Genomic DNA, 23,615 nt, shown 5'->3' with positions numbered 1-23,615 from the left:
ACAAAAACTATGCGACCGTCCTTCCTGCCTCAAGACAACTTCTTCTGACAAGACCCCCCCAGTTTTTGCAGGCCCGTCTTGGCCGACCGCCCGGTGCGTTTGAAAAAACGCCCTATGCCTTCGGGCACGCCTTTCAAAGTTTCTTTCGGCTGTTTGGCAAACTGACGCAGGTTTTCGAAGGTTTCTCCGGCTGTTTCCTCGGCGGCATCAATGAATTGCTGGTCGTTCTGGATATGATCAAGCGCGGCCAAAGCGCGGATTTCGGTCAGCCGTGCCTGCAACATACCGGGACCCAACGCCAAAAATTGTCCGAACTGCGTCTCGATGCGGTAGGTCGCCATGAACCCATCAGTCGGGACCTGTTCTTCGATGCTATAAATCTCGGTCGACAGCGGAACGTCCTGAACGGTGTTCTGCGCACCCAATACGGGCGGCTCTTCATACTCGGCACCATGCGCGACGTTTGAGACAAACAGGAGCGTAACTGAGATCGCCTTGATGAGGTTCATTTGTTCCACCTTGTTTTGTCGGTTACTAAGTCGATTGATTAGGCTCAGAACACCGACCAGCCAAGCCGATGTGCCAATTCTTCGACGGCGTTTATGGCCAGAACAGAATTGCCTTTCTTGTCCAGCCCAGGGCTCCATGCGGCAATGGTTCCAATGCCGGGGACAATGGCGACAAGCCCTCCGCCGACCCCGCTTTTGCAGGGCAATCCAATCCGAAAAGCCACCTCACCAGAGGCATCATAGCAGCCACAAGTCATCATCAGGGCGTTCAGGCGTCGGACACGTTCCGGCGTCACGCTCGCGATTTCGGCGTCAGCCCCTTTCCCCCCGGTTGCCAGAAACCGTGTGGCCATCGCGAGCTGATAGCAGCTCATCTCAATGCTGCATTGGCGGAAATAACTTTCGGTAACCTCGGTTACGTCGCCACGAATGTTGCCCTCGGCAAGCATGAAGTAAGCCAAGGCTCGGTTGCGATCTCCCGTCGCAACCTCTGAGGCAAAGACCTCTTCGTCGACCGCCATATCCGGTGCGTCTGCCAGACGTTGGCAAATCTCAAGAACCGGATGGGATGCAGCCTGGCAGGATTGATGCTCCAGAATCACGTCCGAGACGACAATTGCGCCGGGGTTGATGAACGGGTTGCGGGGTTTGCCGCGCTCAAATTCAAGCTGAACGATCGAGTTGAACGGATCACCCGACGGCTCGCGCCCTACGCGCCGCCACAGCGTCGCCCCAACATGCCCAAGCGCCACGACCAGAGCGAACACTTTAGAGATGCTTTGGATGGAAAACGGCACCTCGGCGTCACCCGCAATGATCGGTTCTCCGTTCAATGGTGCAAACGCTATGCCAAAACGGTTCAACGGGACGCGCGCCAGTTCCGGGATATAACTGGCGACCTCGCCTCGATCAGTCTCACTCGTCATCCGGGTGGCGATATCGTTCAGGACCGTCTGGATTTCTTCGGTATCAATTGGATTGGGCATCTTCGTTCCAGATTTTATGCGAAACACCTTCGGTTGCCCCTTCGAAATCCTCCAGAACAAAAGTCGGTTCCTGCCCTGCCCGTCTCTGACCAAAGTAGTCCTTGGTCAGTCGATATACGGTCCCGGACAACAACAGGATTGCGGTCAGGTTTATGACAGCCATCAGACCCATCGCAGCGTCCGCGAAGTTGAATACTGTCGCGACGGTTTGCAATGCGCCCCACACAACCATCGCCAGACAGGCCGCTCGCAGTGCAGTCATCGGGGCCTTGCCCTCCAGCCCAAGAAAAACCATGGCGTTTTCAGCGTAGGAGTAGTTCCCGAGGATGGATGTGAAGGCGAAAAAGATGATTGCAATGGCGATGAAATACGTGCCGGCCGGCCCCAGATGAACATCCAATGCACTTTGTGTCAGTTGCATACCCGTAATTTCACCGTCTATCACGCCAGACAACAAAATCAAAAGCGCGGTTGCCGTGCAAACAAGGATCGTGTCGACAAAGCACCCGAACGCCTGCACCAAACCTTGGCTTGAGGGATGATGCGGAGACGGGGTGGCAACAGCGGCGATGTTGGGGGCCGATCCCATGCCCGCTTCGTTGGAAAACAACCCGCGCTTGATCCCGTTCAACATCGCGGCCATCACACCACCAGCGACACCGCCCGCGGCCTCTTGCAGACCAAGCGCGCTCGACACAATCAGCCACAGCAGGCCCGGCACTTCGGTTATGTTGAGGATCATCACGATTATCGCGATCAAAAGATACCCACCCGCCATGAACGGCACCAGAATCTCGGCGACGCGGGCAATGGCCTTGATCCCACCAAATATCACAATTGCCGCGCCCACTGCGACGGCGACACCCACCCACAGTTTTTCGATCCCAAACGCGCCATTCAGCGCTTCGGCAATCGAGTTGGACTGAACTGCGACAAAGATCAGACCAAAACTCAGGATCAGGCAGACAGAGAACAAGGCCCCAGCCCAAGGAGCGTTCAGACCTTTCGAGATGTAAAAGGCCGGTCCCCCGCGAAAATCTCCGTTCTTGGTCGTTACCTTGTAAAGCTGCGCCAGGGTACTTTCGGAATAGGCGGTTGCCATGCCAACCAGCGCCACCATCCACATCCAGAAGATTGCCCCCGGACCACCCAGTGTCAGGGCAACGGCGACACCTGCCAAATTCCCGGTGCCAACGCGCGACGCAAGGCTGACGGTCAGTGCCTGAAAGGGTGTGATCCCGCGTTTGTCGGTGCTGGGGGCTGCCGTGATGACGCGCAGCATCTCGCCAAAATGTCGGAACTGCGGGGCGCCCAGCCGGATCGTAAAGTAGAGCCCTGCCCCCAACAGGCCGTAAACAAGAACATAGTTCCAGAGAATGCCGTTCAGACCATCAACAAAGAAACCCATCAACAAACCTCAACCAATATCCAACTCCGATAGAATTTCAGCAGCTTAACCGATCACTTTCCGACGTAACGGAGCACTTCAGTGTCCCATGCAGGGCTTTTCCGCACCGAAAGCAAAGCGCGATTGAGAACTTCGACATATTCGCTCTCATCCTGCAAGGCGAAGGCATAGTTCTGTTCTTCAAACTCATAAGGCAGTACTTCGAGGTTCTGGAAACGTCCTTGCTCTCGGCCACGCAAGATTTCGTATTTCAGGGCGGGTGCATCCATAACAACCGCGTCGACCCGGTCCGCATCCAGGCTGGTCACCACTTCTGACAAGGTAGCAAAGCTGCGCGCGGCAATGCCTGACCGTTGCAGATATTCCGCCGAGGTTGAATCGGCGAGTGTCGCAACCCGCACTTTCGCCAGATCTTCCGGCGAGCGAATTTCGGATCGGATTTGTTCCAGCGTGAATGCGCTGGCCAAGATAGCTGTGATGCTGGCAACCATGATAGTGCTCCCGACCGCGAGAACAGCGGACAGAATACGTGCGGTTGGCGTCTTGAACTCGTAGTACCGAATGGGACCGCGCGTCACGAACAGCAGGCCGATGACCAGCGCCTCCATCACCTTGCCACCGCGCGTTTTCATCGCATAGAGCTTTGCGTTTATTTTATGTTCGAGTAGATAGAACACCCCACCCACCAGCGCGGCTGCACCCAGCACGATGATGATCGCGGTCAGAATGCGTGGGCTTAGCAGGAATTGCCGAATAGAGCTGAGGTAGCTGGGTTTCTTGACCCCGATGGCCTTGTGGGTCTCGAAAAACGAATGCGAGAAATCCACCCGTTCTTCGCGCTCGGGTGTGATCGACAGGCAGGAAATCCCAACGGCCGATTGCCCCGCAGCAACGCTGTCGATCATGTCTCCGAAGTTCATCAGCGTGATGTCGTAATCCAGCGCAAGCTCCCGGGCCACCCGATCCCACAGGAAGATGGCCAGACCATCCAGCTTGTCTGCCTCTCCAATCACAAAAGGCGGGCACAGCGCAGCGGCGACGGGCACGGGTCCAGAACGCTCTTGCGCCTGCGACGACACGGGAGCAAGCGCTGCGAGGATCATCAGGATCGTGGGCACAATCACAAAACGGCTAAATGTCATATCCTTTTGGCATCTGGGCTAAAAACTCACGGACGGAAAACAAATGCGTCTGTTGCATTCACATTATCTTCAAACAAACTCGGGCAACCGAAAGAGGCTTCGGCAAAAATGGCCTTGCCCATTCTTGCATGCAGGCCCAAACGAGTCGACCAGATCGGGCACGGTGGACGATCGACATTGCTGGACAGCGGAAATAGAGAGCGCTGAAGTATATCCCAGAACAGGCGCAATAGTCGCCCGGACGGCTGCTATCAGTCTGTATTTCATTCGTTTTCCTTCAAGGTCAGAGTTGTCTTGCTGCGAAGGTATCGCAGCTGTTGGGGTTTCCGGATTTGTAGCCGCGGTAAAACCAGTTTTGCCGTTGTGCGCTGGTGCCGTGGGTAAAACTGTCCGGGACGACCACGCCCCGTTGCGCGCGTTGCAGTGCGTCATCCCCGATCGCTGCGGCTGTATTGAGTGCTTCTTCAATGTCGCCGGGTTCCAGCACTCCAAACCGTTGATCCATAGCCCGCGCCCAGACACCGGAGTAGCAGTCGGCCTGAAGTTCCACGCGCACGGACAAGGCATTCGCATCGGCCTGGCTGGCCTGACTTTTGGCGCTGTTCACCTGCTCCAAAAGTCCCAGGCTATGCTGAACGTGATGGGCCACTTCGTGGGCAATGACATAGGCTTTGGCAAAGTCACCATGCGCGCCGAGGCGCTGTTCCATCACCTGAAAGAAGGACGTATCCAGATAGACACGCTGATCGACCGGGCAGTAGAACGGGCCGGTCGCGGACATAGCCCGCCCGCAGGCCGATTGGGTTCTGCCTGCAAACAGGACCAGCACCGGTGGTGTGTATTGAATGCCCGAGTCCCTGAATATCTCACCCCAGACCACTTCGGTATCTGCGAGGATGACGGCCACAAACTCCTCTGTTTCATCATCAATCTGCACCGGCGCATTTGCCTGCGGAGGGGCGACCTGCCCCCCGCCACTCAGAAACGGTGTGATATCAACGCCAAAAAGCAGGCCGATCACGAGGACCACAATCAATCCTGCACCGCCCATACCGGCGCGAGATACGCCACGGGACCCATGGCGTCGGTCGTCGATGTTTTTGCTTGTACGTCGTCCTTTCCAGCGCATGTGGCCTCCGAACAATTCGGGTAGTCTAACACAGTTTCTGACGGTTCCCCGATCTACGAGGTTTGAACGGGGAACCGATCCGGACTTTCAAAACCTGAGGCAGTGACAACCGTTACATAAGGACGATATCGGGTGTCACTTCGCCACCACTCAAATTGCGCTCAGTGTTTTGGGGCATCCGAATTCCTCAACCGTCGACACCTGCGGTATCACGAGCGGTCTCAGCCGGTGTGCATCGGTTGGTACTGACGCCAATCGTCGCTTGCTGGACCTGGCGCTTCGCGGCTTTTTCCGGCGTGCAGTCCGGGTCTGCGATATCGCAGCCGCTGATCGCGAGTATTGCGACAACCATCGCACCCCCCAGTATCTTACTCACTTTCCATTCTCCTTTTCATGGTTCACTCAAAATCCGGCCAGCCGTTCGGCCAGCCAAAACGCGGCAATGCATCCGATGGGATATCCAAGCATCTGACGCGACGGGCCTTGCGCCAAAGACCAGCCCCAAACCACTTGAGCCACTTTCCTGATCGTCAGGAACACGCCCAGCACCGCAAAGATGAAGGCCAGCTGTCCCGCTTCAACGCCGAGGTTAAAGGCCAGCAAGGCCGCCGGGATGTCTTGTTCTGGTAGGCCAATCTCGGCCAGCGCCCCGGCAAAGCCCAGACCGTGTAGCAGGCCGAACCCAAAGGAAATCACCCAGGGGAAGCGACTGGCCAATGTCTTGGGTTTGTCCTCTGACCGCAGCACTTCGGTCGCGAGAAAGACAATCGACAGGGCTATCACGGCCTCAACCGGCGGACCTGGGACGTTCAGCACGCCGAAAGTGGCCAGCCCCAGCGTGATCGAATGCGCGACGGTGAAGGCGGTCACCGCCCAGATCAGCTGGCGCAGGTTGCGGATCAATACCAGCAGTGCAAAGACAAACAGCAGGTGATCCCAGCCTTCAAGGATATGTTCGAAGCCCAACACGCCATATTGCCATAGCGTCTGTATAAGCCCCTGTTGCGCGGGTAGTGTCACAGCAGGTGCATCGGGGGTCAGGCGGAAGGTCGCCATATTCACCGTGTCCAGATATCCCACTCGAAGCAGGACATCTGTTCTTTGCGCCTCAAGCTTGTCGATCCGTATCGCGTTGCCACGCAGGTCTTCGGTGCAGGTCATGCGCCAGACCTGCGTCCAAGCACGACCGTCAAAGACCGGTGCATCGAATGTGGGCGCGGTACAGCTATCAGGAAGCGCAACGTCGATATCCATCGGTGCGCCCTGAACATCCGGCTTGCGCCAGAAGACATACCAATCGCTGTCGGTTTCCTGCGAGATTTCCAGATAACCCGGTTCCAGCGCATGGGCATGGGCAAAGACGGGTGCCAGAAACCCCGTCAACAGCGCAATCAAAGCCAGAAGATACATCATGATTCACCCGCAGAGTGGTTAGCTTCTGCAAGGTCCTCGATCACATAGGTGGATCGCAGGTTTTCTATGAACACCTCCGTCGCGCGTTCGGCTTGCTTCTCGCGCCAATCCGCCAGGACGCGATCCCGGATCGCGCCAAAAGGCGGCAGAGTGGCGTCCCATCTGTCGTCGAGCCGAACCATGTGCAGACCGAAGGACGATTGAACGGGGCCGCTCCATTCCCCCAATGGCAGGGGCTGCAGCTGATCAAAGAAACCCGCGCCGAAGTTGCCATCGACCGAAGTGCGGGCGCTCAGATCAAACCCTGTCGGAAGCAGGGAGGCCTGACCCAACTGGCGATGATCTTCGCCAGCATCCAAACGCGACCGGGTCTGGTCTACGAACGTGGTGTTGGGGGTTTGCCCCAGATAAACAAGGCTGGCTGCAAGCCGCGCGGGGGTCGTGAACGCCTCGGCATTGTCCGTCAGGTAGGTCTGCAGCACCTCATCCTCGGGGCGGGCCGCACTTGCCTCGGAGGTCAGAAGAAAGTTCATCTTCTGGACCAGCCTATTGCGGATGATCTCATCATTGCCATCCAGCCCCAGCGCCAGCGCCTCGCGGTACAGAACCTCGCGGTTCAGCCAATCCTCTTTCAGATTGGCCAACTCCTCCGCCGTCGGAGAGCGCCGCCACGTGTCTTCGAACTGGCCGGCCAGAACATCGATCTGCCGCTGATCAATGATGATGACCCGTGGATCCGAACCCGCAGACCATTCGCCCGGTTGCGCAAGTTTGAACCAGCCAAAGATCGCAAGGCTGAGAAGCGCAAAATGGACAAAAGGTTCCGTCACAATCCGCCGGATCAGGCTTTGCTTGCGTATCGACGGCAGAGCCCCAGATGGAGGGTTCGTTGTTTGCCAGCTTACATTCATCAGATCATTATCCATCTCTTCAGACGCCCTTGGGCACCAGCAGTTTCAACGTAAAGCTCACCGTGTCGGCGGCCGAGATCGTGTCATCGTCAAAGTTGTGTTCGTAGGACAAAGACCACTGCCAGGGCAGACCTCCGCCTTTGACGAGCTTGGACACTTTGACCCCCAGTGGTAGGCTGCTAAATCCGCCGGCCTCCCAATCATAAACGAACACCATTTCGGACGTTCCGGCGGACCAGCCATTGCCAAGGTTGTAATTGAACACAGGCTGGATTGTGGACAGGTTGACATCCGGCCGGTCGTCATCCCCGGCGATGGTGAACAGGTTTTGGTTGAAAAGCCCCCAAAGTCCCCATTTTTCCTGTTTCGCAAATCCTGCCGCTGGTCCCAGAGCCCATTTTTCCGCGCTCAATCCATCCTCACCGGTGGGCAACAGAGCTACAGCCCCCACTCCGAAACGACCCCAGCGCCGATCAAAGGTTACGAGGTCAAACAGGGTGGTGTCGCTCAGCCCCGACTGCCCGGTGGCGCTGTCCGTCACATAAGGTAGAGTTAGCCGCGCAATGTGGTTGGTTGACCCCAATGTAAACGGGATCGCGGCGCGGAACTGCAGCAAGCTGCTGTCCTCTGGCGAGTTATGCAGATTGAACGAATGAAACCCTTGCAGCTGAAACGACATGATCGACGCCGTCGGGTCGTTCGCGGCAGATTGCAAAGACTCAGAAGTCTCCTGTGCCTGGACAACACAAGGGACCAGAACTCCTGCAATCACCCATGACAGTGTCGGCTTCATGTTAATAATCTCGCGGGTCAGAACGCCAATGAAACCACGGCCGTCAGGATATTGCTTTCGAACCGCCGCTTTGCCGCAAACTCATGTGTGTATTTGAGCTTGAGGGATGCATCGGCACCCAACAGCGTTCCGCCCTCGTAAGTCACGAGAGGTCCGATGCCGCTGACCTGAGCCCGCAGGCTGCTGGCCCCCAGGGCGATGCGGGTAAGCTCAGCACCCGCGCCACTGTCATCCTCAAGCTGATGGTAAGTATAGCCAGCAAGGCCAACGCCCCAGCCCGAGCGGAAGCGCTGCACAACCGCGCCCTCTAATTGAAACGCAGGAGCCGTCTGGTAGTCGGTCGCATCGTTTTCCTCGCTGAACAACAGGCTGGCCGCGCCTGAAACCTCAAAACCACGTTCCGGAACGAACCACGTCGCGGCAAAGAAGGGCTGGAACGACCAGACATTCTTGCCTGCATTCAAAACTTGGACGGTGCGCTCCTGAACGTTAATAGTTGCGGTATTGAATTCGCCAGTCGGGGCGTAAACGGTCAGGCCCGTGCTGTAATGCAGATTACCGCGGTGCCACCCCACCAAACCGGTCAGACTGAGGTCCCCGAAGCTGGAGAGCGTGTCGTCAATGTTCGCACCCTGCAAAGGGGGGCGGATTGCCGTGAACGTGAGTTCGGCAACAGGAAAGGGAACCGTAAGGTTGAATGCGGGTGTACCGCCAAAGAGCTGCGCGTCGAAAACCTGAGTTACACCGAGTCGCCAGAGATTAAGTTCAAGGTCTGCGTCAGCTGCGATCGGAAGACCTGCAAGCGAAACGCCGTCCACGCTGCCATCAAGATGGTCGAATGTCAGGCTTGTGTAAGTTCCCGGCTCGGGGACAAAACCGGCAAACGTATCTCTGGTTCCCAGAAAATAGGCGCCCAACCCTCCTTCAACCGCAATCGCAGGTTTTACCGGCAGAACTGTAAGGGCAGCAATGATGGCCGCGCCCATCATCGGGCGCTTGTCACGCAAAAACATCTTCATTAGTCACCTCGTTCAAATCACTTCACGCGTTTGCCGCTCTTTTTTGGGGGGTTCAGGATCAGGGCGTGTACCAGATGGGCGATGTATAGGCCCGTTCCTGAATGGTCTCAGGCGCGCCTTCCGGCAGTTCGACACCAAAGAACTTGCGGTCATAGGTCGTCCAGCGCGGCGTCGGGATTTCCAGAACCCGGACGTAGTAGAATGCGCTTTGTGCGGGATCGAAATCGGGGTCTTCCCAATAGCCGGCGAGGATCGCTTGGCCGATATCATTGGTATAGGTCGCCTCTTGCGCGTTGACGGTATTGCCCACCAGACCATCGCAGGCAGCGTCAATCACCTCGCGCCCGCCGCAGGAAATGTCATAGACCTTCTCGCTGGTGGAGCCATCCGCATTCCGCCAACCCTTTATGACTTGAACACGATCCAGATTGGCCCCGTCCGGGTCTCGCAACGCCCGAATTAGGAATCGCGGCGCACGGCCTTCACTCTTTCTCAGGTCACCCCCCATGGGTACGCCATTGGCGTAGCCATGCGCCGCGAAGTCCGACCGAGGGAGGTCGGATGCTTCAAATTCATACCCGCCAAAGACCCGAACGCGGAGCCGCGTTCCGGTGGTTGCATAAACCTCTTTACGCATCATCGCGTCAAAGATCGCCTCGCGCGTATTCTCGCGCGCCCAGACTGCCGCCAGACCGGAAGCTGATGTTTGCCACGCATGGATCGCATTTTCAGGCGCACCCAGTCTTCCGGCGATGGTTTCTTCGAACCGAACGGGGTCAGCAGTGGGTTCAAGCTGCGCAACCTTTCCAAAGAAACTTTCTTCACGCGTTGTGGGCAGCGAGGTATGCGCGTCTGTTGATCCGATCATGCCGAATTTGAAAGGGTTTGCACCCAATTCAGCTTCGTAAACCAGACCCCTTCGCAATGCTGGTCGAGCGTATTCGTTCGGCAACATATCCGGTGTTTTCGCATCGGAGCCAAAATTGGCCGTGTCCCATGTTTCGAAATCCGCGAATTCGTCGCCCGGTGACAGCATCGGATGCGCTTCACCGTCCCCTTTCATCTGGGTGACCTCGTAGATCGGTTCCCATCGCGCGCGACGCTCGGCAAAGGCCTGATCAATTTTTTCATCCGAGCCATACCGGGTGTCGTCGAACATCAGCCCGTTTGACAGGTTGCCGTTGTGCGGAATGGCAAGCACGCGCCCACCCGTTTCTTCCTCAAGCGCCTCCATCCAATCCCAAAGGTCCTCGGGGTTTACGCCTGCATCCGACGAAAGCGGAACACGGGCGTTCGCGACGTCCTTGCCGTCGCGGTAAACCACCACGCGGTGCATGTTGTTTCCATTTGGAGTTGAAGACCATTCGAACCCAATAATCGCCGAGAACAAACCCGGTTCGTTTGCGGATTCCGCTGCGTCAATTGTTTCTTCCCATGGACCACGCGAGAAATCGGGGTTGTTCGAGTATGGGTTCTTACCTTCAAACCGGGAGCCGGCCCACAGGTTCCACGCCTCTCCAGCCGCCTCGGCTGAACCATCCTTGACATAACCATGCAACGTTTGACCGAATTCGGTATCCAATACTGCGGGGTCGTCCCGCTTGAGCATAGGCGCGACGCCAAGCCCTTCGGCGTGATCTGAGATCACCAGCCAGTCTAACGGACGAATGAGGCGAACCGGAACACCCATCGAAGACACAACCGCTTCGCCTTTTGCGAAGCGAAACGCCTCTTCGGGTCCAAGGTTGTTTCCGATCATCCCTGCATCCGGAGAGTAGGACGTGTGCAAATGGGTATCGCCAAACAGGACTTGGTTTGGGAAATCCTCTTGTGGATATGGTGAGTATTCGCGCTCCCCCGGGTTCCACGGTGGCGCGTCCTGCGCGGAGGCCGCCGAAGATAGTGCAATGGCTGATACTGTAAGTGCTTTCAAATACATGGTGAAATCCTCAGGACGGCGTGTACCAGATGGGTGAGGTATAGGCGCGTTCCTGGATCCAGATTGGAGCGCCCTCAGGCAGTTCAGTGCCAAAGAACTTGGCATCAAAGGTGGTCCAACGCGGGGACGGAATTTCCAGTACGCGGACGTAATAGAAAGCCGATTGCGCTGGGTCGAAATCCGGGTCTTCCCAGAAACCAGCCAGAATGGCCTGCCCGATATCGTTGGTCCAAGTGGCGGTTTCCTGATCCACTGTATCGCCCACCGGACCGTCACATGCTCCGTCAATCAGGTCACGTCCACCACAGGCGACGTCGATCACCCGTTCCGTGGTGGTGCCGTCCGCGTTCATCCACCCTTTTACGATCTGGATACGGTCCAAGTTAGCGCCATCGGGATCACGCAGGGCCCGCACCATGAAACGCGGCGCACGACCATCGCTGATGGCGAGATCCGCGCCCATCGGCACGCCGTTCGCATAACCATGGGCGTCGAAGTCCGAACGCGGCAGATCGGTCTCTTCAAAGTCATAACCAGCAAAAACCCGAACCCGCAGACGCGTACCGGTCGTCGCAAAAACCTCGCGCCGCATCATGGCGTCAAAGATGGCTTCGCGGGTGTTTTCTCGTGCCCAAACGGCTGCCAACCCCGAGGCTGACGTCTCCCATGCCTTGATCTGGTTCGCCTCGTCGCCAAGCCGACCGGTTATGGCTTCATTGAAGCGCATCTCATGGGCCGAAGGTTCAAGGGCCGTGATCTTGCCAAAAAAGTTCTCTTCGCGAGAGGTGGACAAGGACGTATGTGCATCCGTCGATCCTATCATCCCGAACTTGAACGGATTGGTGCCGAGCGCGGCCTCATGTTGCAGCCCCAGACGATAAGCATATCGCGCATATTCACGCGGCAACATTTCAGGTGTTTTGACCTCAGTTCCGAAGCTGCCTTTATCCCATGTTTCGAAATCCGCGAAGGCGTCATCCGGGGACAAGGCTGGGTGCGTCTCACCATCCCCTTTCATCTGGGTCACCTCGTAAAGAGGCTCCAGACGTTGCCGTCGCTCGGCATATTCCGCAGACAGAGGTTCCCCCGAGAAGCGTTTGTCGTCGAACATCAGCCCGTTTGACAGATTCCCATTATGTGGGATAGCCAGAAGCTGGCCTCCGGTTTCGGACTGATAGTCCTCCATCCAGTCCCACAGTGCCTCGGGATCATTGCTAAGCTCATTGGACAGAGGAATACGGGTATTCGCCTCTTCCTTACCATCCCGATAGACGACGACACGGTGCAGGTTATTGCCGTCCGGGGCCGAGCTCCATTCATATCCGATGAAGGCGGTAAAGCTGCCGGGCACATTGGCCTCTTCAGCGGCATCGATGATCTCTTCCCACGGAACTTTGGGAATATTTTGATCCGATGCCAGATGGTTCGTGCCTTCATAGGCGCGGCCAAGCCACAAGTTATAAGCGGCCTGCGTGCTTTCGATCGTCTTCTGGCTGACCAGCTCATACAGCTCTGCGCCCAGAGGGTCTTCCAGTAAAGTAGGATCAGCGCGCGTCAGTAGCGGGGCGATGCCAAGACCGTCAGAGTGGTCGGAAACTACCAGCCAATCCAGCGGCCTCTGCAGTTTTGCCGGAATGCCCGTAGACGCAACTACCGTTTCGCCCTTGGCAAATTTATAGGCATCTGCTGGGGACAGTTTGTTAAAGACCAATCCGGCATCCCACGAATAGGATGTGTGCAGATGCGTATCCCCGAAAAAGACCTGATTAGGAAAACTTTGTTCCGGGTATGGGGAGTATTCAGCCCGATCTGGTGCAACATTGGGCGCATCCTGCGCTACTGCCGAATGTGCTATTATACCTGCAATGCAAGTAATTGCAGCGCAGCTGACAGCAGAAGTGGAGAACAGAAACTCACGAGAATTCTGAGCGGAATGCATCCCTAATGTCCCCATAATATTGTTTATTATCAGGTATTTATACTATTGTAACGTAAACGTTATTGGGCAAAGCTAACAGAACGGTTTGTCAAATACTTTCCCAAATGGGGTAATTGCGATGAAGAAGGAATCTAAAGATACATTTTTCCCTATCTTTTCTTCAGCATGGCTAAGAGGCGTATCTCAAGAAAGCTTAGAAAAACTCAAACAGATTTCCGAAATCGTCACGTACAAGGACAAGGAAACGATTTACGCTATTGGTGGGCCGCAAAGCTTTCTCTATGGCACCGTCTCGGGAAAGGTTCAGGTTCGCCTCGCCCTGACCGAAATAGAGCCGGTCTTGGGTCATATCCACCACCCCGGTGCCTGGTTCGGTGAATCAGAGTTGTTGCTTGGCGTTGACGGTCTGGTGGAAATGAAGGCCGCAGGCGGTGTCAGATTGGTCAGGATCGCCTATTCCCGGTTTCGGCCACTGGCCAACGAACGCCCTGATCTGTGGGAGGCATTTGCCCGCCTTGCCTCGATGAATCAGCTGCTGGCTATGTCAGCGGCCAATGACCTTGCGCAACGAAACACACGCAAACGCATCACGGCCGCGCTTTTGCGATTGGGCGGATGGCGTGGCGCTTTGCAGGGTGCCGAACCGACAGACACCGTTGTAGCCAGCCAGCAGGAACTTGCGGACCTGTCGAATATCGCCCTGTCCAAGATCTCGGTGTATTTAGGAGAAATGGCGACCGAAGGCCTGATACGCTTGGAATATGGTCGCACCGTCTTGCTCGATTTGGACGGGTTGCGTCGCGTGGTCGAGGAATAGAGCTATGCTTGCTGGGGCTCATAATATGCACAACCGATTTTGGGAACGACCCTTCCTGACTTTTTCTCGGGTTTTAACGATCGTTCTGATCTTCTGTTTTGGGGTGTTCGACCCACGTTCGGCTTTGGCATGCCAAATTTGCGTCACGTTGCCCGAGACTTCACTTGCGGATCATTTGATCACGGCAGATGTCGTCGTTTTGGCGGTACCGGCGCCGGACAACGCGTTCAAATTTACTCCACTTCAAATCATTAGAGGCACACAGGACGATCTTGAAAGACTTCCCGAAATCCCCTTTCTAATCGACAGCACAACCCGCGCTGCCTTCCGCGCTGATCCCGAGATGACAGTTCTGCTGACCTACGGAACCGTTGCCAAGGATGGTGCCGGACGCGGTATGTCACGGAAATGGACAAGGATTTTCACGCTTACCCCAAAGCGCAAAAGCTTCTTGGATGCGCTTTGGGCCGAAGCAGAGCCATGGCATGACCGCACAACGGCATCAGATGCGCGCGTTGTGTTTTTTGCCCGATACCTTGCGCACGAAGATCGGATGCTCAGAGACACCGCCCTGATCGAAATCGACCGAGCGCCGTATGGAAGTATCCAATTGTTGCGCAATAGGGTTGCTGCAGACGAGTTGTTGCGCGAGTTCGACAGCCTCTCTCGTATGAGCTTCGTTCCGGTCGCGATCCGATTGCTGGGCCTGCAGGTCGACGATGACAAGGCCACGCAAATTGTCCGATCACGATATCCCAGGTCGGTTCTTCAAGGCTCGGGGTATGCGTATGATTGGGCTCTGGCTGGGATTTCTGTCGATGGACCAGACGCGATCGCGGCTGTCGACGCCGCGTTAGGGTCGGCAAACCTCAAGCAGGACCATAAACGATCCCTCATTCGCGCCTTGGCTGACTCAGGTACGGTCTCGCCGGCGATCAGAGATCAGATCATCAGGATCTTTTCTCGTGAGTTGGAACAGGATCACTCGTCGGCTTTGGAGATTGCGATTGCCATGCGCAATTGGAATGAAGTTCGTCTGGACAGCCAGTTTGCACCTTTGCTCGAAAACGAAGACGTTGATCCGGTCACGCGGTTCGTCATCCAAACCAAACTCGCTCCAATTGAGTGACAGCCTAAGATTTCGAACTGCGCTGAAACTGCTTCATTGGGTAATCGCACAAGTTAAGGCAGTTGATCTTTCTTTCGTAATGCAATTGCCAATCCTGTCAGACGTTGATTGAAATCTTACTCATACTTGGTTGATCTGAACGTCCGGTTCCTGAAATACCAACTATTCATTTGGCAGGGGCAGCGAAGGTCTGCTTCCCGCCCATCTTGACCGCCTTGGTTTCTGCGAACTCTGACTTCTCGTGCCCGCAGCGAAGGTCCGTAAGGTCGGCATTCTGCCCGTTCGTGACAAAAGCTGCATCGGTCGGGAAGGGCTCAAAGCCGTCATCCGACGGCATTAGCGATTAGACCGGTTTGTGGTTGCGAGCGGTCATTGGGGCCGCTCTCAGGATTGGTCCGACATCGGCCCTCCCAGTACTATTCAACGAGTTTTCAAGCTCAACTCCGAGATCCTACCGTCGCCTGACCCTCTCTCGATTACGCTCCCGACGTTCGATGTTGATCCGGTGGTCGCGGCCCAATGCCCGGTAGAAGCCCGGTCCCTTGGACCAGTTCAGAAAGTGGGCAAAGCTGTCGACCTGATCGTCGTTGCGTCCGCGTGGAAAGGACTGAAGCTCCCGTTTGAATACCGGCAGCCAGGGTGCATCTGCAGGCAGATAAACCTTGCCCTCTTCGACAGGACCGCAAGCGGACTGGAACCGGGTTTCCTTGTCCTTGTCGGGTTTAATGCGTTCGTAGCGCCGACGGTCATCACGAAACAATTCGTCCAAAAGAGGTTTGCCGGAGGCCGCATCTTCGATCAGGACACGATCGGGATCCCAACGGCCGACAAGTTGCAGTGCCTTGGCTTTCAGGTCTGGGTAGTCTACCTGCCCGCGCCAGACGTCGATAAGATGCCACGCATTTTCGCGGAACCCCCAGGTTGTACAGACAGAGAAATCAGACCGGGGGTCTGCCGACATGCCCGTATCCCAGCTCTGAACCACCAGTTGGAACCAGCGGCGATCTTCGATGGTCTCGTAGGTGCCAAACCACTCCCAGCGCAAGGGCGACCCGTCGGGAGCAATGGGGTTCTGCTGATACTGGCAATTGAACACGGCCGCGCCCATTTCGCGACGCTTGGTATCCAGCGTTTGCTGATCCAAACGGGACGGGCACAGGAGATCACCCGGTTTGCGGCGCATGACCCTTCCACGCCCAAGAGGAACCACCTCATGGCCTTCTGCGATGGCAGGCAGATTCAGATGCCGGTAGGTCCCGCGTTCGAGCAGATAACCCGGCGGATCCATCTCGTGCAACCGTTGCGCAACCATAACCACACGCCCTTCGGCCGGATTGTCGAAGCGCGACAACAAGGTCCCCTCAATGAACTCCTGCGCCTTGACCAGCTCGGCTTCGGAGCCGGCATCTCCGGCTTTCAGCAGGTCATCGATGATGATGTAATCGGCGCCATGACCGGTGACAGAACTTCCAATGGAGACAGCCTTACGGCTGCCTCCCTTTGTGGTGCGGATTTCTTCTGAGGTGTTGCACTTTTTAGCCAAGACCGTTTCAGGGAACATTTCCCGGTACCAGCGCGCAGACATGATCCGACGACAATCTTCGGAATGTTTGCGCGCCAGATCCAACCCATAGCTGGCAACGATGATCTTGGCGCTGGGGTTATGACCGAGAAGATAAGCGACATATGCAACGGCCACGGTGACCGATTTCAGGCAACGTGGCGGGATGTTGATGATCAGTCGCTTGTTTTCGCCTCGACGGACATTGTCCAACTCATGGCACATGGCCCGCACATGCCAGGCCGGATCAAAGCTGCGGTCAGTTCCCTGGTGCAGCGTGCCAAACACACGCCAAACGAAGGGAAAGAAATTGTCCCGGCAAACCTCGCGAGCGGCTTGCACGACGATTTTTGGATCAGGAGTCGTCATCTTCCGCCTCCTCGTTTTCCAGATCACCGTCACCGTCCAGTTGGCTGGAAAAGAAATCCCGGAGGATGTCGTAGTCGACAGCGTCGGGCTCAACCGTACGGACGCTTTCTTGCGCGTCCAATTCACTTGCGTTGAACAGATCTGTGTCCAGCTTAAGCAGCGCCATCAACAATTTCGTGTCGCCCTTCAACGCGCCTGCCGTGAACCGCTTGGCAATTGCCTCAGCCTTGGAAATCCGGATTTCGTGGCTGCCTTCGCGAACCGTAATCTTGGTTTCCAATTCACGTTTCAAGCTGGCATTCACCCCCTTGGCACCTTTCGGCCGCCCTTTCGGATTGCCGGATCGGCCTTTTTTGAATTGGGTCGCTTTGGGCGGTTTGCCGTAGCCGACCTCATACTCTTTCGTATCGTCAGACATGACCCACCTCCTGTTCTGAAGTGGTATCGTTGGCCGCAAAACGCGCATCGAACGTCTGGCCTGTTACCGCGTGCACGGCGCTATCACCGGTCATCTCCTGCCAACGGCGGATGGCCACATCGACATAAGCCGGGTCGAGCTCAATAAGCCGCGCTTGGCGCCCGGTTTTCTCAGCTGCCAGCAGAGTCGCGCCGGACCCGCCAAAGGCGTCCAGCACGACATCGCCGCGGTGGCTCACATCCATGATGGCATCTGCAACCAGAGCTGTCGGCTTCACCGTGGGATGATCCGCGAGATCCGCCTCGCGCCCTGCCCCAAAGCTGTTCACACCGGCGTAATCCCAGACGTTGGTCCGGTTGCGCCCGTGTTTGCCCAGCTCGACGTTGTTGATGTGCGGCGCACCAGGCTTCTTGAAAATGCAAATCAGCTCATGCTTTGAGCGATAAAGGCTGCCCATGCCTCCGTTCGTCTTGTTCCAGACGCAGAGATTGATGAGGTCCAATCCAGCTGCTTTGCCCGCCGTAATCAGTTCTTCGATATGACGCCAGTCCATGCAGATCATCGCGATGCCTCCGTTCGGCAGGCAGTCAAACAACTGCGTGATCGCGCCTGAAAGAAAGCCGCGGAACTCGCTATCCGTCATTTCTCCCGACGCCATGGCAAACTCGCGGTGTTCGGCGCTATTGCCGGACCGCACATGCCCATTGACAGGCACGTTGTAAGGCGGATCGGTGAAGACTATCTGCGGGGTCTCGCCTTCCAGCAAGGTGTCGTAGCTCTGGGCTTGAAGGGCGTCCCCGCAGAAAATGCGATGATCTCCGAGAACCCAGAGGTCGCCCGGCTCCGTGACTACGGGTGCCGCAGGGTCCGGCGTCTCAACAGTTTCCGCTACAGATACCGTCACCTCACCGACGCTGTCGATAATGATGTCGATCTCCGGTGTTTCGAACCCTGTGATGTCCAGATCAAAGTTCAACTCGCCATCAAGGCTGAGGTCCATCAGCTCGGCAAATTCGATCTGCAACGCCGCTTCATTCCAGTCCGACAATTCCGCCAGCTTATTGTCCGCAATGCGCAGAGCGCGCACTTCCGCTTCTGACAAATGATCCGCGACAACAGTCGGTACGGAATTCAACCCCAGGGCCTTAGCGGCCTCATAGCGGCCATGACCCGCGATGATTGTGCCCGAACCATCCAACAGGATCGGAGTGACAAAGCCAAACTGGGCCACCGATGCTTTCAGTTTGTCGACATTCTTGGCCGCGTGCACGCGGTTGTTGTTGGCGTAGGGCTTGATCTGGCTGATCTGGGATTGGATAACTTTTTCGGCCATCCAGATAGGCGTATTGGACGCCCGAACGTCGCTGTGTGTGTTTTTGGCAGGCATAACCGCCTCCTTTTGCGTGACGCCGCGCGGACGTCGAGATGGAGGGATCGCGCTGGAAAATCGGAGAGAGCACAAATCGCAACTCCCCGGACCAATCGATCCGAGACGTTGCTCCTTTGAATGCTCTCTGCGGAAACCTGTGTTTCCAATGAGTGCTGCCTGCGGGAGCAGTTTCCCGCCCTGATAGTCCGGGCGATTAGGTCGAATGTAGGTGCCATCAATACGAGACGCAACCCCCCAAACTAAAAGTAACCAATTAAGATTGTTGACGAATAATCGGGGGTACGCCAGCAACGCCCTTCAAAACACACGCCTCAAGTAATCGCTTCAGAAAGAGCTGGACTGTTGCCGTCAACCACGCATCACTGAACCCACGCCCGAGCCATTCGGGCGCTCCTCGGTACCGGGGTTCGGCATCTAGCCAGCCCCAAATCAGAGGAGACAATACATGTCCAAGCGGAAGCAAACCAAAATTGACAAAGTGCAACACTTGTTGCGCCGCCCGAGCGGCGCCAGCCTTGAGGCGCTCTGCAAAGCAACGGGATGGCAGCCTCATTCGGTCCGAGCAGCTCTAAGCGGTCTGCGGAAAAAAGGCGTCACAATTGAACGGCGGACATCCGACAAACCAAATGGACCATCCACATATCATCTGGCGGCGGGAACTGGAGAAGCGTCATGACCAAGACGAGCGATGTCGCCGATCTCGCCGCCATGGGTCGATCGGATCTGGTCACGCTTTGGCAGCAACTGTTTGATCAACCCGCCCCCGCCATGCTCAGCCAACCCTTTCTGCGCCGCTTTATCGCCTTTGAGATGCAGTCCCGCCGTCATGGCAGGCTACCCCGCCAGGTCAAAGCCACGCTGGAAAAGGGCTCTGGGAAGAAACCCCGGCCTACATGCCCTGCCCTAAAACCCGGCGGGCGCCTGCTACGCGAGTGGAATAGTGTGACCCATGTAGTCGACGTTACAGAAGACGGCTTCACTTGGAACGGTCGGTCCTATCGCTCACTCTCGGCCATCGCCCGAGAGATTACCGGCGCGCATTGGTCAGGGCCGCGTTTCTTTGGGCTCACCGGCAAGGCGGCCAAATGAGCCCGCGCCGTAAAATCCGATGCGCCATCTACACGCGCAAGTCCTCAGAAGATGGTCTGGATCAGGACTTCAATTCGCTGGATGCGCAATATGAGGCCTGCGCGGCCTATGTCGCAAGCCAGCGACATGAAGGCTGGACCCTGTTGTCCGGGCGCTACGATGACGGTGGCCTGTCGGGCGGCACCCTAGAGCGACCCGCCCTTCAGCGCCTTCTTGAAGAGATCGATGCCGGGCGTATTGACATGGTGGTGGTCTACAAGATTGACCGGCTGACCCGGTCGCTTGCCGACTTCTCTAAGCTGGTCGACCGGCTGGAACAGGCAAACTGTTCTTTTGTGTCCGTCACGCAGGCCTTCAATACCTCATCTTCCATGGGCCGGTTAACGCTGAATGTGCTGTTGTCCTTTGCTCAGTTTGAACGGGAAGTCACCGCCGAACGTATTCGCGACAAGATTGCAGCGTCGAAGAAGAAGGGGCTTTGGATGGGTGGCAACCTGCCTCTGGGCTATGATCGCCACCCCGATCCGAAGGCAAGAACGCTGGTGGTGAATGAAGAGGAGGCCAGAACGGTCCGGCATCTCTTTGGGCTTTATGACGAGCTTGGTTGCCTGCGCAAAGTAGAAGAACGGGCAACGGCAGAAGACCTGCGGTCAAAACGGGTTGTTCGGACAGATGGCAGTGTGAAGGGGGATTGTCCGCTGTCACGGGGTCAAATCTATTACCTGCTGCGCAATCCGGTCTATCTCGGAAAAATCCGCCACAAGGATAAGATCTGGGACGGACAACATCCGGCGATCATCGATCAGGACATCTGGGACCGGGTGCAGGAAAAAATGCGACAGGCCTCCAACCGCTCGCGGGCACGCGGCGACTCCGATGCGCGCCAACACTCCACTGACCCCGGGGCCTGGCTCACCGGTCTGCTGTATGACGAAACTGGTGATCGGTTGACGCCGACCCACACCACGCGCAAAGGCCGACGGTTGCGCTACTATATCTCCAATCGACTGATCTCAGGCGGCAAGGATATCTCTGGCTGGCGACTGCCCGGCCCAGCGCTGGAAAACGCGGTCATTGATGTCATCGTCAGACATTTGCAAGACGCCGCCGCGGCGCACCAAGTACTGGCGCAGCCGGAGGCCGGGTCAGCCGAGGCAGTTCAGACTTCAGTTGCGGATTTAGTAACCCGGCTTCTAGGCCATGGCTGTCAGATCGGCGCTGCTCTTCTGGCCAAAGGCAAACTTGCACGAGGACAGATCGACCTCGAATTTAACCCCAAAACTCTGGCAAGCGCACTTGGCATCGCGGCCGATCATCTGCACCCGGATCTCACCCACGTCACCGCATCTTTCGATCTGTGCCGCCGCGGCGTCGAGGCCAAGGTCATCGCCGGAGACATGGCACCCCAACCTGATCCCCACCTCCGGTCCATGCTGATCCGCGCCCATGGCTGGGCCCGTGATCTGAAGGCCGGAGTTCAACTGATGGAGATTGCCCGCCGCGAAAGCGTCCCTGACGCCTTCATCCGCACCCGTGCTCAGCTCGCCTTTCTCTCACCAAAGATTCAAACGGCGATTCTCGACGGGAGCCAGCCGCCCGAACTCACACTCAAGCGTCTGGTCAGCGTGACCCACCCACTTGAATGGTCCGAACAGGAACGCCTGTTCGGCTTCTGACATCTCCAGCTCCTGCGTCCCTGATACAGACTTCGCCCTCCCTGATCCGGCGGAACAATTCCCTGTTCGCACGAGGAAATTCCCTGTTCCACCTTTTAGGGAATTTGCAACATAAACCTCTGAGAAACATACAGTTCTGATAGAAGAAATGACGGAAGTCAGTCCCGGTTTGCGAATATTCCCTGTAAATTGCAGGTTATCAGGGAAATCCAGCCCAAAGCGACCCCGCTAAAATGCGACACTGAGACTCGCGCCTGAATTGTCCTCTGAATGTACGGTTTGCTTCGTCTCTGATTGAAAGCGCATGCGCCAACGCGCGGGAATTGCGTAACAATTCCGGATCAGAAAATACAACTGAAGTGAGACAGGTATGAGTGGCGGGGAGACAGGGATTCGAACCCTGGGGACGCTCTCACGCCCAACGGTTTTCAAGACCGCCGCATTCGACCACTCTGCCACCTCCCCGTTGAAGGCAGGGTCTAAGGCCAAGTTTGATCAGAGGCAAGTCGAAAACGGGAAATCTTGCCGAAGACTTTTCAGCGGTCTTTCCATGACACTTCAGCCACGTTATGATCGGCGTGAAAGACCGCAACAGGCTGGCATCCAGAACCAGCAGATCGGCAGCGGGGTTCGGAAAACGAAACCCCTTCAGGCAAGGGATAAGCAGATGAAGCGAGCGATCGAGACACGCCCGGGGCCCAAGAGGCTGGCGTTTCTAGCGTTATCTTTAACGATTTTGGCCGGATGTGAAGAGGCCTTGGGAACCGCGGAAACAGCGGAAAAGCCCGACGAGAATGAGGGCAAAATCGAGCTTTTTCCCCAAACGACCAGTGAGTCTCAACGCGATGTCGAAGCGCCAAACGTGTTCGGTGTGACCGAAGCAGGGCTTTGGGACGGGCGGCCCTCGCTGGGTGGGATTTGGGTTGCGCATCCAGACGTGACCCAACCCGAGCGCGTGGTGATCAAAAACACGGCCAACAACAAATCGGTAACTGGAGCCCTGTTCCGTCGCGAACGCAACTTGCCTGGCCCGGCGCTTCAGGTTTCGTCCGCGGCAGCTGAACAGCTTGGATTGTTGGCCGGTGCCCCCACAAAACTTAGTGTTGTGGCTTTGCGTCGTGAAAAGATAGAAGAACCCCCAGCTGACGAGACCCCACAGGCCGAAGATTCCGCAGAAGAAACCGTCACAGCCTCGGCCGATACGGCAACCGATGGCCAAAGCACAGGTGATCCTGAAAAGCCTGCTAAACGCAAGTGGTGGCAGAAGAAAGAAACCGCTGTGGCCGCGGCAGGTACAACGGCTGTTGTCGCGAGTGCCGCCGGCACAGAAGATGACGCCCCGGCAGACGCAGATACCACCAGCGACTCCGCTGAGGCTTCAACATCAGCGAGTGAACAGACAGAAACCCCGGCTGAGAAACCTGCCAAACGGAAATGGTGGCAGAAGAAAGCACCAGCCGCAGCCGCTGCGGGAACCGCTGTGGCAGCGGCAGATGCAGCCACGGATGGCGCAGAAGTAACAGCCGAAGCCGCAGCTTCTGTGTCCTCTCCGGCCTTGTCGGATGCGCCGGTCGAAGCCCCGGCAGAGAAACCCGCCAAGCGGAAATGGTGGCAAAAGAAAGATCCAGCCGCGATAACTGAAACACCACTGGATCCGATTGATGGCGCAGCCGCCGCTATTGATGCGACCGAAGCGACCCCAGCAGCAGCGGCAGCCACCACAACCGCGACTACACACCTGAGCAAACCATTTGTTCAGATTGGAACCTTCAGCGTCGAGGAGAACGCGAACTCCGCTGCTCAAAAAGTGCGCAGGAACGGCATGTCCGCAGTTGTTCGGGAACTGAAAACAGCAAATAACACCGTCTGGCGGGTGCTGGTTGGACCTGCCGCAACCCGGGCCGAACGCAAAGCCATTCAGAAGGACGTAAAAGACCTTGGCTTCAAAGACGCTTTCACCGTATCCGACTGAAACAGG

General features: G+C 56.7%; 20 protein-coding genes and 1 tRNA gene. 5 read left to right on the top strand and 16 right to left on the bottom strand.

Annotated elements, in window-relative coordinates; genetic code table 11:
* Positions 1 to 29: 29 nt before the first annotated feature.
* The 12 genes from I9187_RS14790 to I9187_RS14735 form a co-directional block, all read right to left on the bottom strand.
* On the bottom strand, positions 30 to 509 hold the full coding sequence (locus tag I9187_RS14790; protein ID WP_209940229.1) for a hypothetical protein: 480 nt from the start codon (positions 507 to 509) through the stop codon (positions 30 to 32).
* 44 nt (positions 510 to 553) lie between these two features.
* Positions 554 to 1,495, bottom strand: coding sequence for a glutaminase (locus I9187_RS14785; protein ID WP_209509556.1), 942 nt, complete (start codon positions 1,493 to 1,495; stop codon positions 554 to 556).
* Positions 1,479 to 2,903 carry a sodium:alanine symporter family protein gene (locus I9187_RS14780; RefSeq protein ID WP_209509555.1) on the bottom strand — a complete coding sequence of 475 codons (1,425 nt, stop codon included), beginning with the start codon at positions 2,901 to 2,903 and terminating at the stop codon, positions 1,479 to 1,481. The genes I9187_RS14785 and I9187_RS14780 overlap by 17 nt, the downstream gene beginning before the upstream one ends.
* 53 nt (positions 2,904 to 2,956) lie before the next feature.
* Positions 2,957 to 4,045, bottom strand: coding sequence for a transporter substrate-binding domain-containing protein (locus I9187_RS14775; protein ID WP_209509554.1), 1,089 nt, complete (start codon positions 4,043 to 4,045; stop codon positions 2,957 to 2,959).
* Positions 4,046 to 4,328: 283 nt separating this feature from the next.
* Positions 4,329 to 5,174 carry a neutral zinc metallopeptidase gene (locus tag I9187_RS14770; RefSeq protein ID WP_209509553.1) on the bottom strand — a complete coding sequence of 282 codons (846 nt, stop codon included), beginning with the start codon at positions 5,172 to 5,174 and terminating at the stop codon, positions 4,329 to 4,331.
* 187 nt (positions 5,175 to 5,361) lie between these two features.
* Positions 5,362 to 5,550, bottom strand: coding sequence for a hypothetical protein (locus I9187_RS14765; RefSeq protein ID WP_209509552.1), 189 nt, complete (start codon positions 5,548 to 5,550; stop codon positions 5,362 to 5,364).
* A gap of 26 nt (positions 5,551 to 5,576) precedes the next feature.
* Positions 5,577 to 6,587 carry a HupE/UreJ family protein gene (locus tag I9187_RS14760; RefSeq protein WP_245223231.1) on the bottom strand — a complete coding sequence of 337 codons (1,011 nt, stop codon included), beginning with the start codon at positions 6,585 to 6,587 and terminating at the stop codon, positions 5,577 to 5,579.
* On the bottom strand, positions 6,584 to 7,513 hold the full coding sequence (locus I9187_RS14755) for a peptidylprolyl isomerase (protein WP_209509551.1): 930 nt from the start codon (positions 7,511 to 7,513) through the stop codon (positions 6,584 to 6,586). Before I9187_RS14755 ends, I9187_RS14760 begins: the two co-directional genes overlap by 4 nt.
* A 4-nt stretch (positions 7,514 to 7,517) precedes the next feature.
* On the bottom strand, positions 7,518 to 8,291 hold the full coding sequence (locus I9187_RS14750) for a hypothetical protein (RefSeq protein WP_209509550.1): 774 nt from the start codon (positions 8,289 to 8,291) through the stop codon (positions 7,518 to 7,520).
* Positions 8,292 to 8,308: 17 nt separating this feature from the next.
* Positions 8,309 to 9,310, bottom strand: coding sequence for a transporter (locus tag I9187_RS14745; RefSeq protein WP_209509549.1), 1,002 nt, complete (start codon positions 9,308 to 9,310; stop codon positions 8,309 to 8,311).
* Positions 9,311 to 9,368: 58 nt separating this feature from the next.
* The gene (locus I9187_RS14740; protein WP_209509548.1) at positions 9,369 to 11,249 is read right to left on the bottom strand and encodes a DUF3604 domain-containing protein; all 1,881 of its coding nucleotides are present in this window, start codon (positions 11,247 to 11,249) and stop codon (positions 9,369 to 9,371) included.
* A 10-nt stretch (positions 11,250 to 11,259) separates the two neighbouring features.
* On the bottom strand, positions 11,260 to 13,188 hold the full coding sequence (locus tag I9187_RS14735) for a DUF3604 domain-containing protein (protein ID WP_209509547.1): 1,929 nt from the start codon (positions 13,186 to 13,188) through the stop codon (positions 11,260 to 11,262).
* A gap of 118 nt (positions 13,189 to 13,306) precedes the next feature.
* On the opposite strand from I9187_RS14735, the gene I9187_RS14730 reads away from it, so the two are divergent.
* Together I9187_RS14730 and I9187_RS14725 are read left to right on the top strand one after the other, a co-directional pair.
* Positions 13,307 to 14,005, top strand: a complete 699-nt coding sequence (locus I9187_RS14730; RefSeq protein ID WP_209509546.1) for a Crp/Fnr family transcriptional regulator — start codon at positions 13,307 to 13,309, stop codon at positions 14,003 to 14,005.
* 25 nt (positions 14,006 to 14,030) lie between these two features.
* Complete coding sequence (locus I9187_RS14725; RefSeq protein ID WP_209509545.1) at positions 14,031 to 15,134, top strand: hypothetical protein; 1,104 nt, start codon at positions 14,031 to 14,033, stop codon at positions 15,132 to 15,134.
* A 451-nt stretch (positions 15,135 to 15,585) separates the two neighbouring features.
* Here I9187_RS14725 and terL read toward each other — a convergent pair whose 3' ends face one another.
* Genes terL through I9187_RS14710 form a run of 3 tightly spaced genes read right to left on the bottom strand, consistent with a single transcriptional unit; the run spans position 15,586 to position 18,869 of the window.
* Positions 15,586 to 17,064 (bottom strand): phage terminase large subunit, encoded by a 1,479-nt coding sequence (gene terL / locus I9187_RS14720; protein ID WP_209940228.1) that lies wholly within the window; start codon positions 17,062 to 17,064, stop codon positions 15,586 to 15,588.
* Positions 17,051 to 17,482 carry a DUF5681 domain-containing protein gene (locus I9187_RS14715; protein ID WP_093964947.1) on the bottom strand — a complete coding sequence of 144 codons (432 nt, stop codon included), beginning with the start codon at positions 17,480 to 17,482 and terminating at the stop codon, positions 17,051 to 17,053. Before I9187_RS14715 ends, terL begins: the two co-directional genes overlap by 14 nt.
* A complete protein-coding gene (locus I9187_RS14710; RefSeq protein WP_245223230.1) occupies positions 17,475 to 18,869 on the bottom strand; it encodes a DNA methyltransferase in 1,395 nt (464 codons plus the stop codon). Before I9187_RS14710 ends, I9187_RS14715 begins: the two co-directional genes overlap by 8 nt.
* A gap of 675 nt (positions 18,870 to 19,544) precedes the next feature.
* Here I9187_RS14710 and I9187_RS14700 point away from each other — a divergent pair.
* On the top strand, positions 19,545 to 19,961 hold the full coding sequence (locus tag I9187_RS14700; RefSeq protein ID WP_093964944.1) for a DUF2924 domain-containing protein: 417 nt from the start codon (positions 19,545 to 19,547) through the stop codon (positions 19,959 to 19,961).
* Entirely contained in the window at positions 19,958 to 21,637 is a 1,680-nt protein-coding gene (locus I9187_RS14695; protein ID WP_093964943.1) for a recombinase family protein, read from the top strand. The genes I9187_RS14700 and I9187_RS14695 overlap by 4 nt, the downstream gene beginning before the upstream one ends.
* A 375-nt stretch (positions 21,638 to 22,012) precedes the next feature.
* Here I9187_RS14695 and I9187_RS14690 read toward each other — a convergent pair.
* Positions 22,013 to 22,102 (bottom strand) — tRNA-Ser (locus I9187_RS14690).
* 202 nt (positions 22,103 to 22,304) lie between these two features.
* On the opposite strand from I9187_RS14690, the gene I9187_RS22205 reads away from it, so the two are divergent.
* Positions 22,305 to 23,609, top strand: a complete 1,305-nt coding sequence (locus tag I9187_RS22205) for an SPOR domain-containing protein (RefSeq protein WP_209509427.1) — start codon at positions 22,305 to 22,307, stop codon at positions 23,607 to 23,609.
* Positions 23,610 to 23,615 lie beyond the last annotated feature (6 nt).

The sequence above is a fragment of the Ruegeria sp. HKCCE4148 genome, from assembly GCF_017872495.1.
Classification (GTDB): domain Bacteria; phylum Pseudomonadota; class Alphaproteobacteria; order Rhodobacterales; family Rhodobacteraceae; genus Ruegeria.
This window is presented reverse-complemented; position numbering and strand designations above follow the sequence as displayed.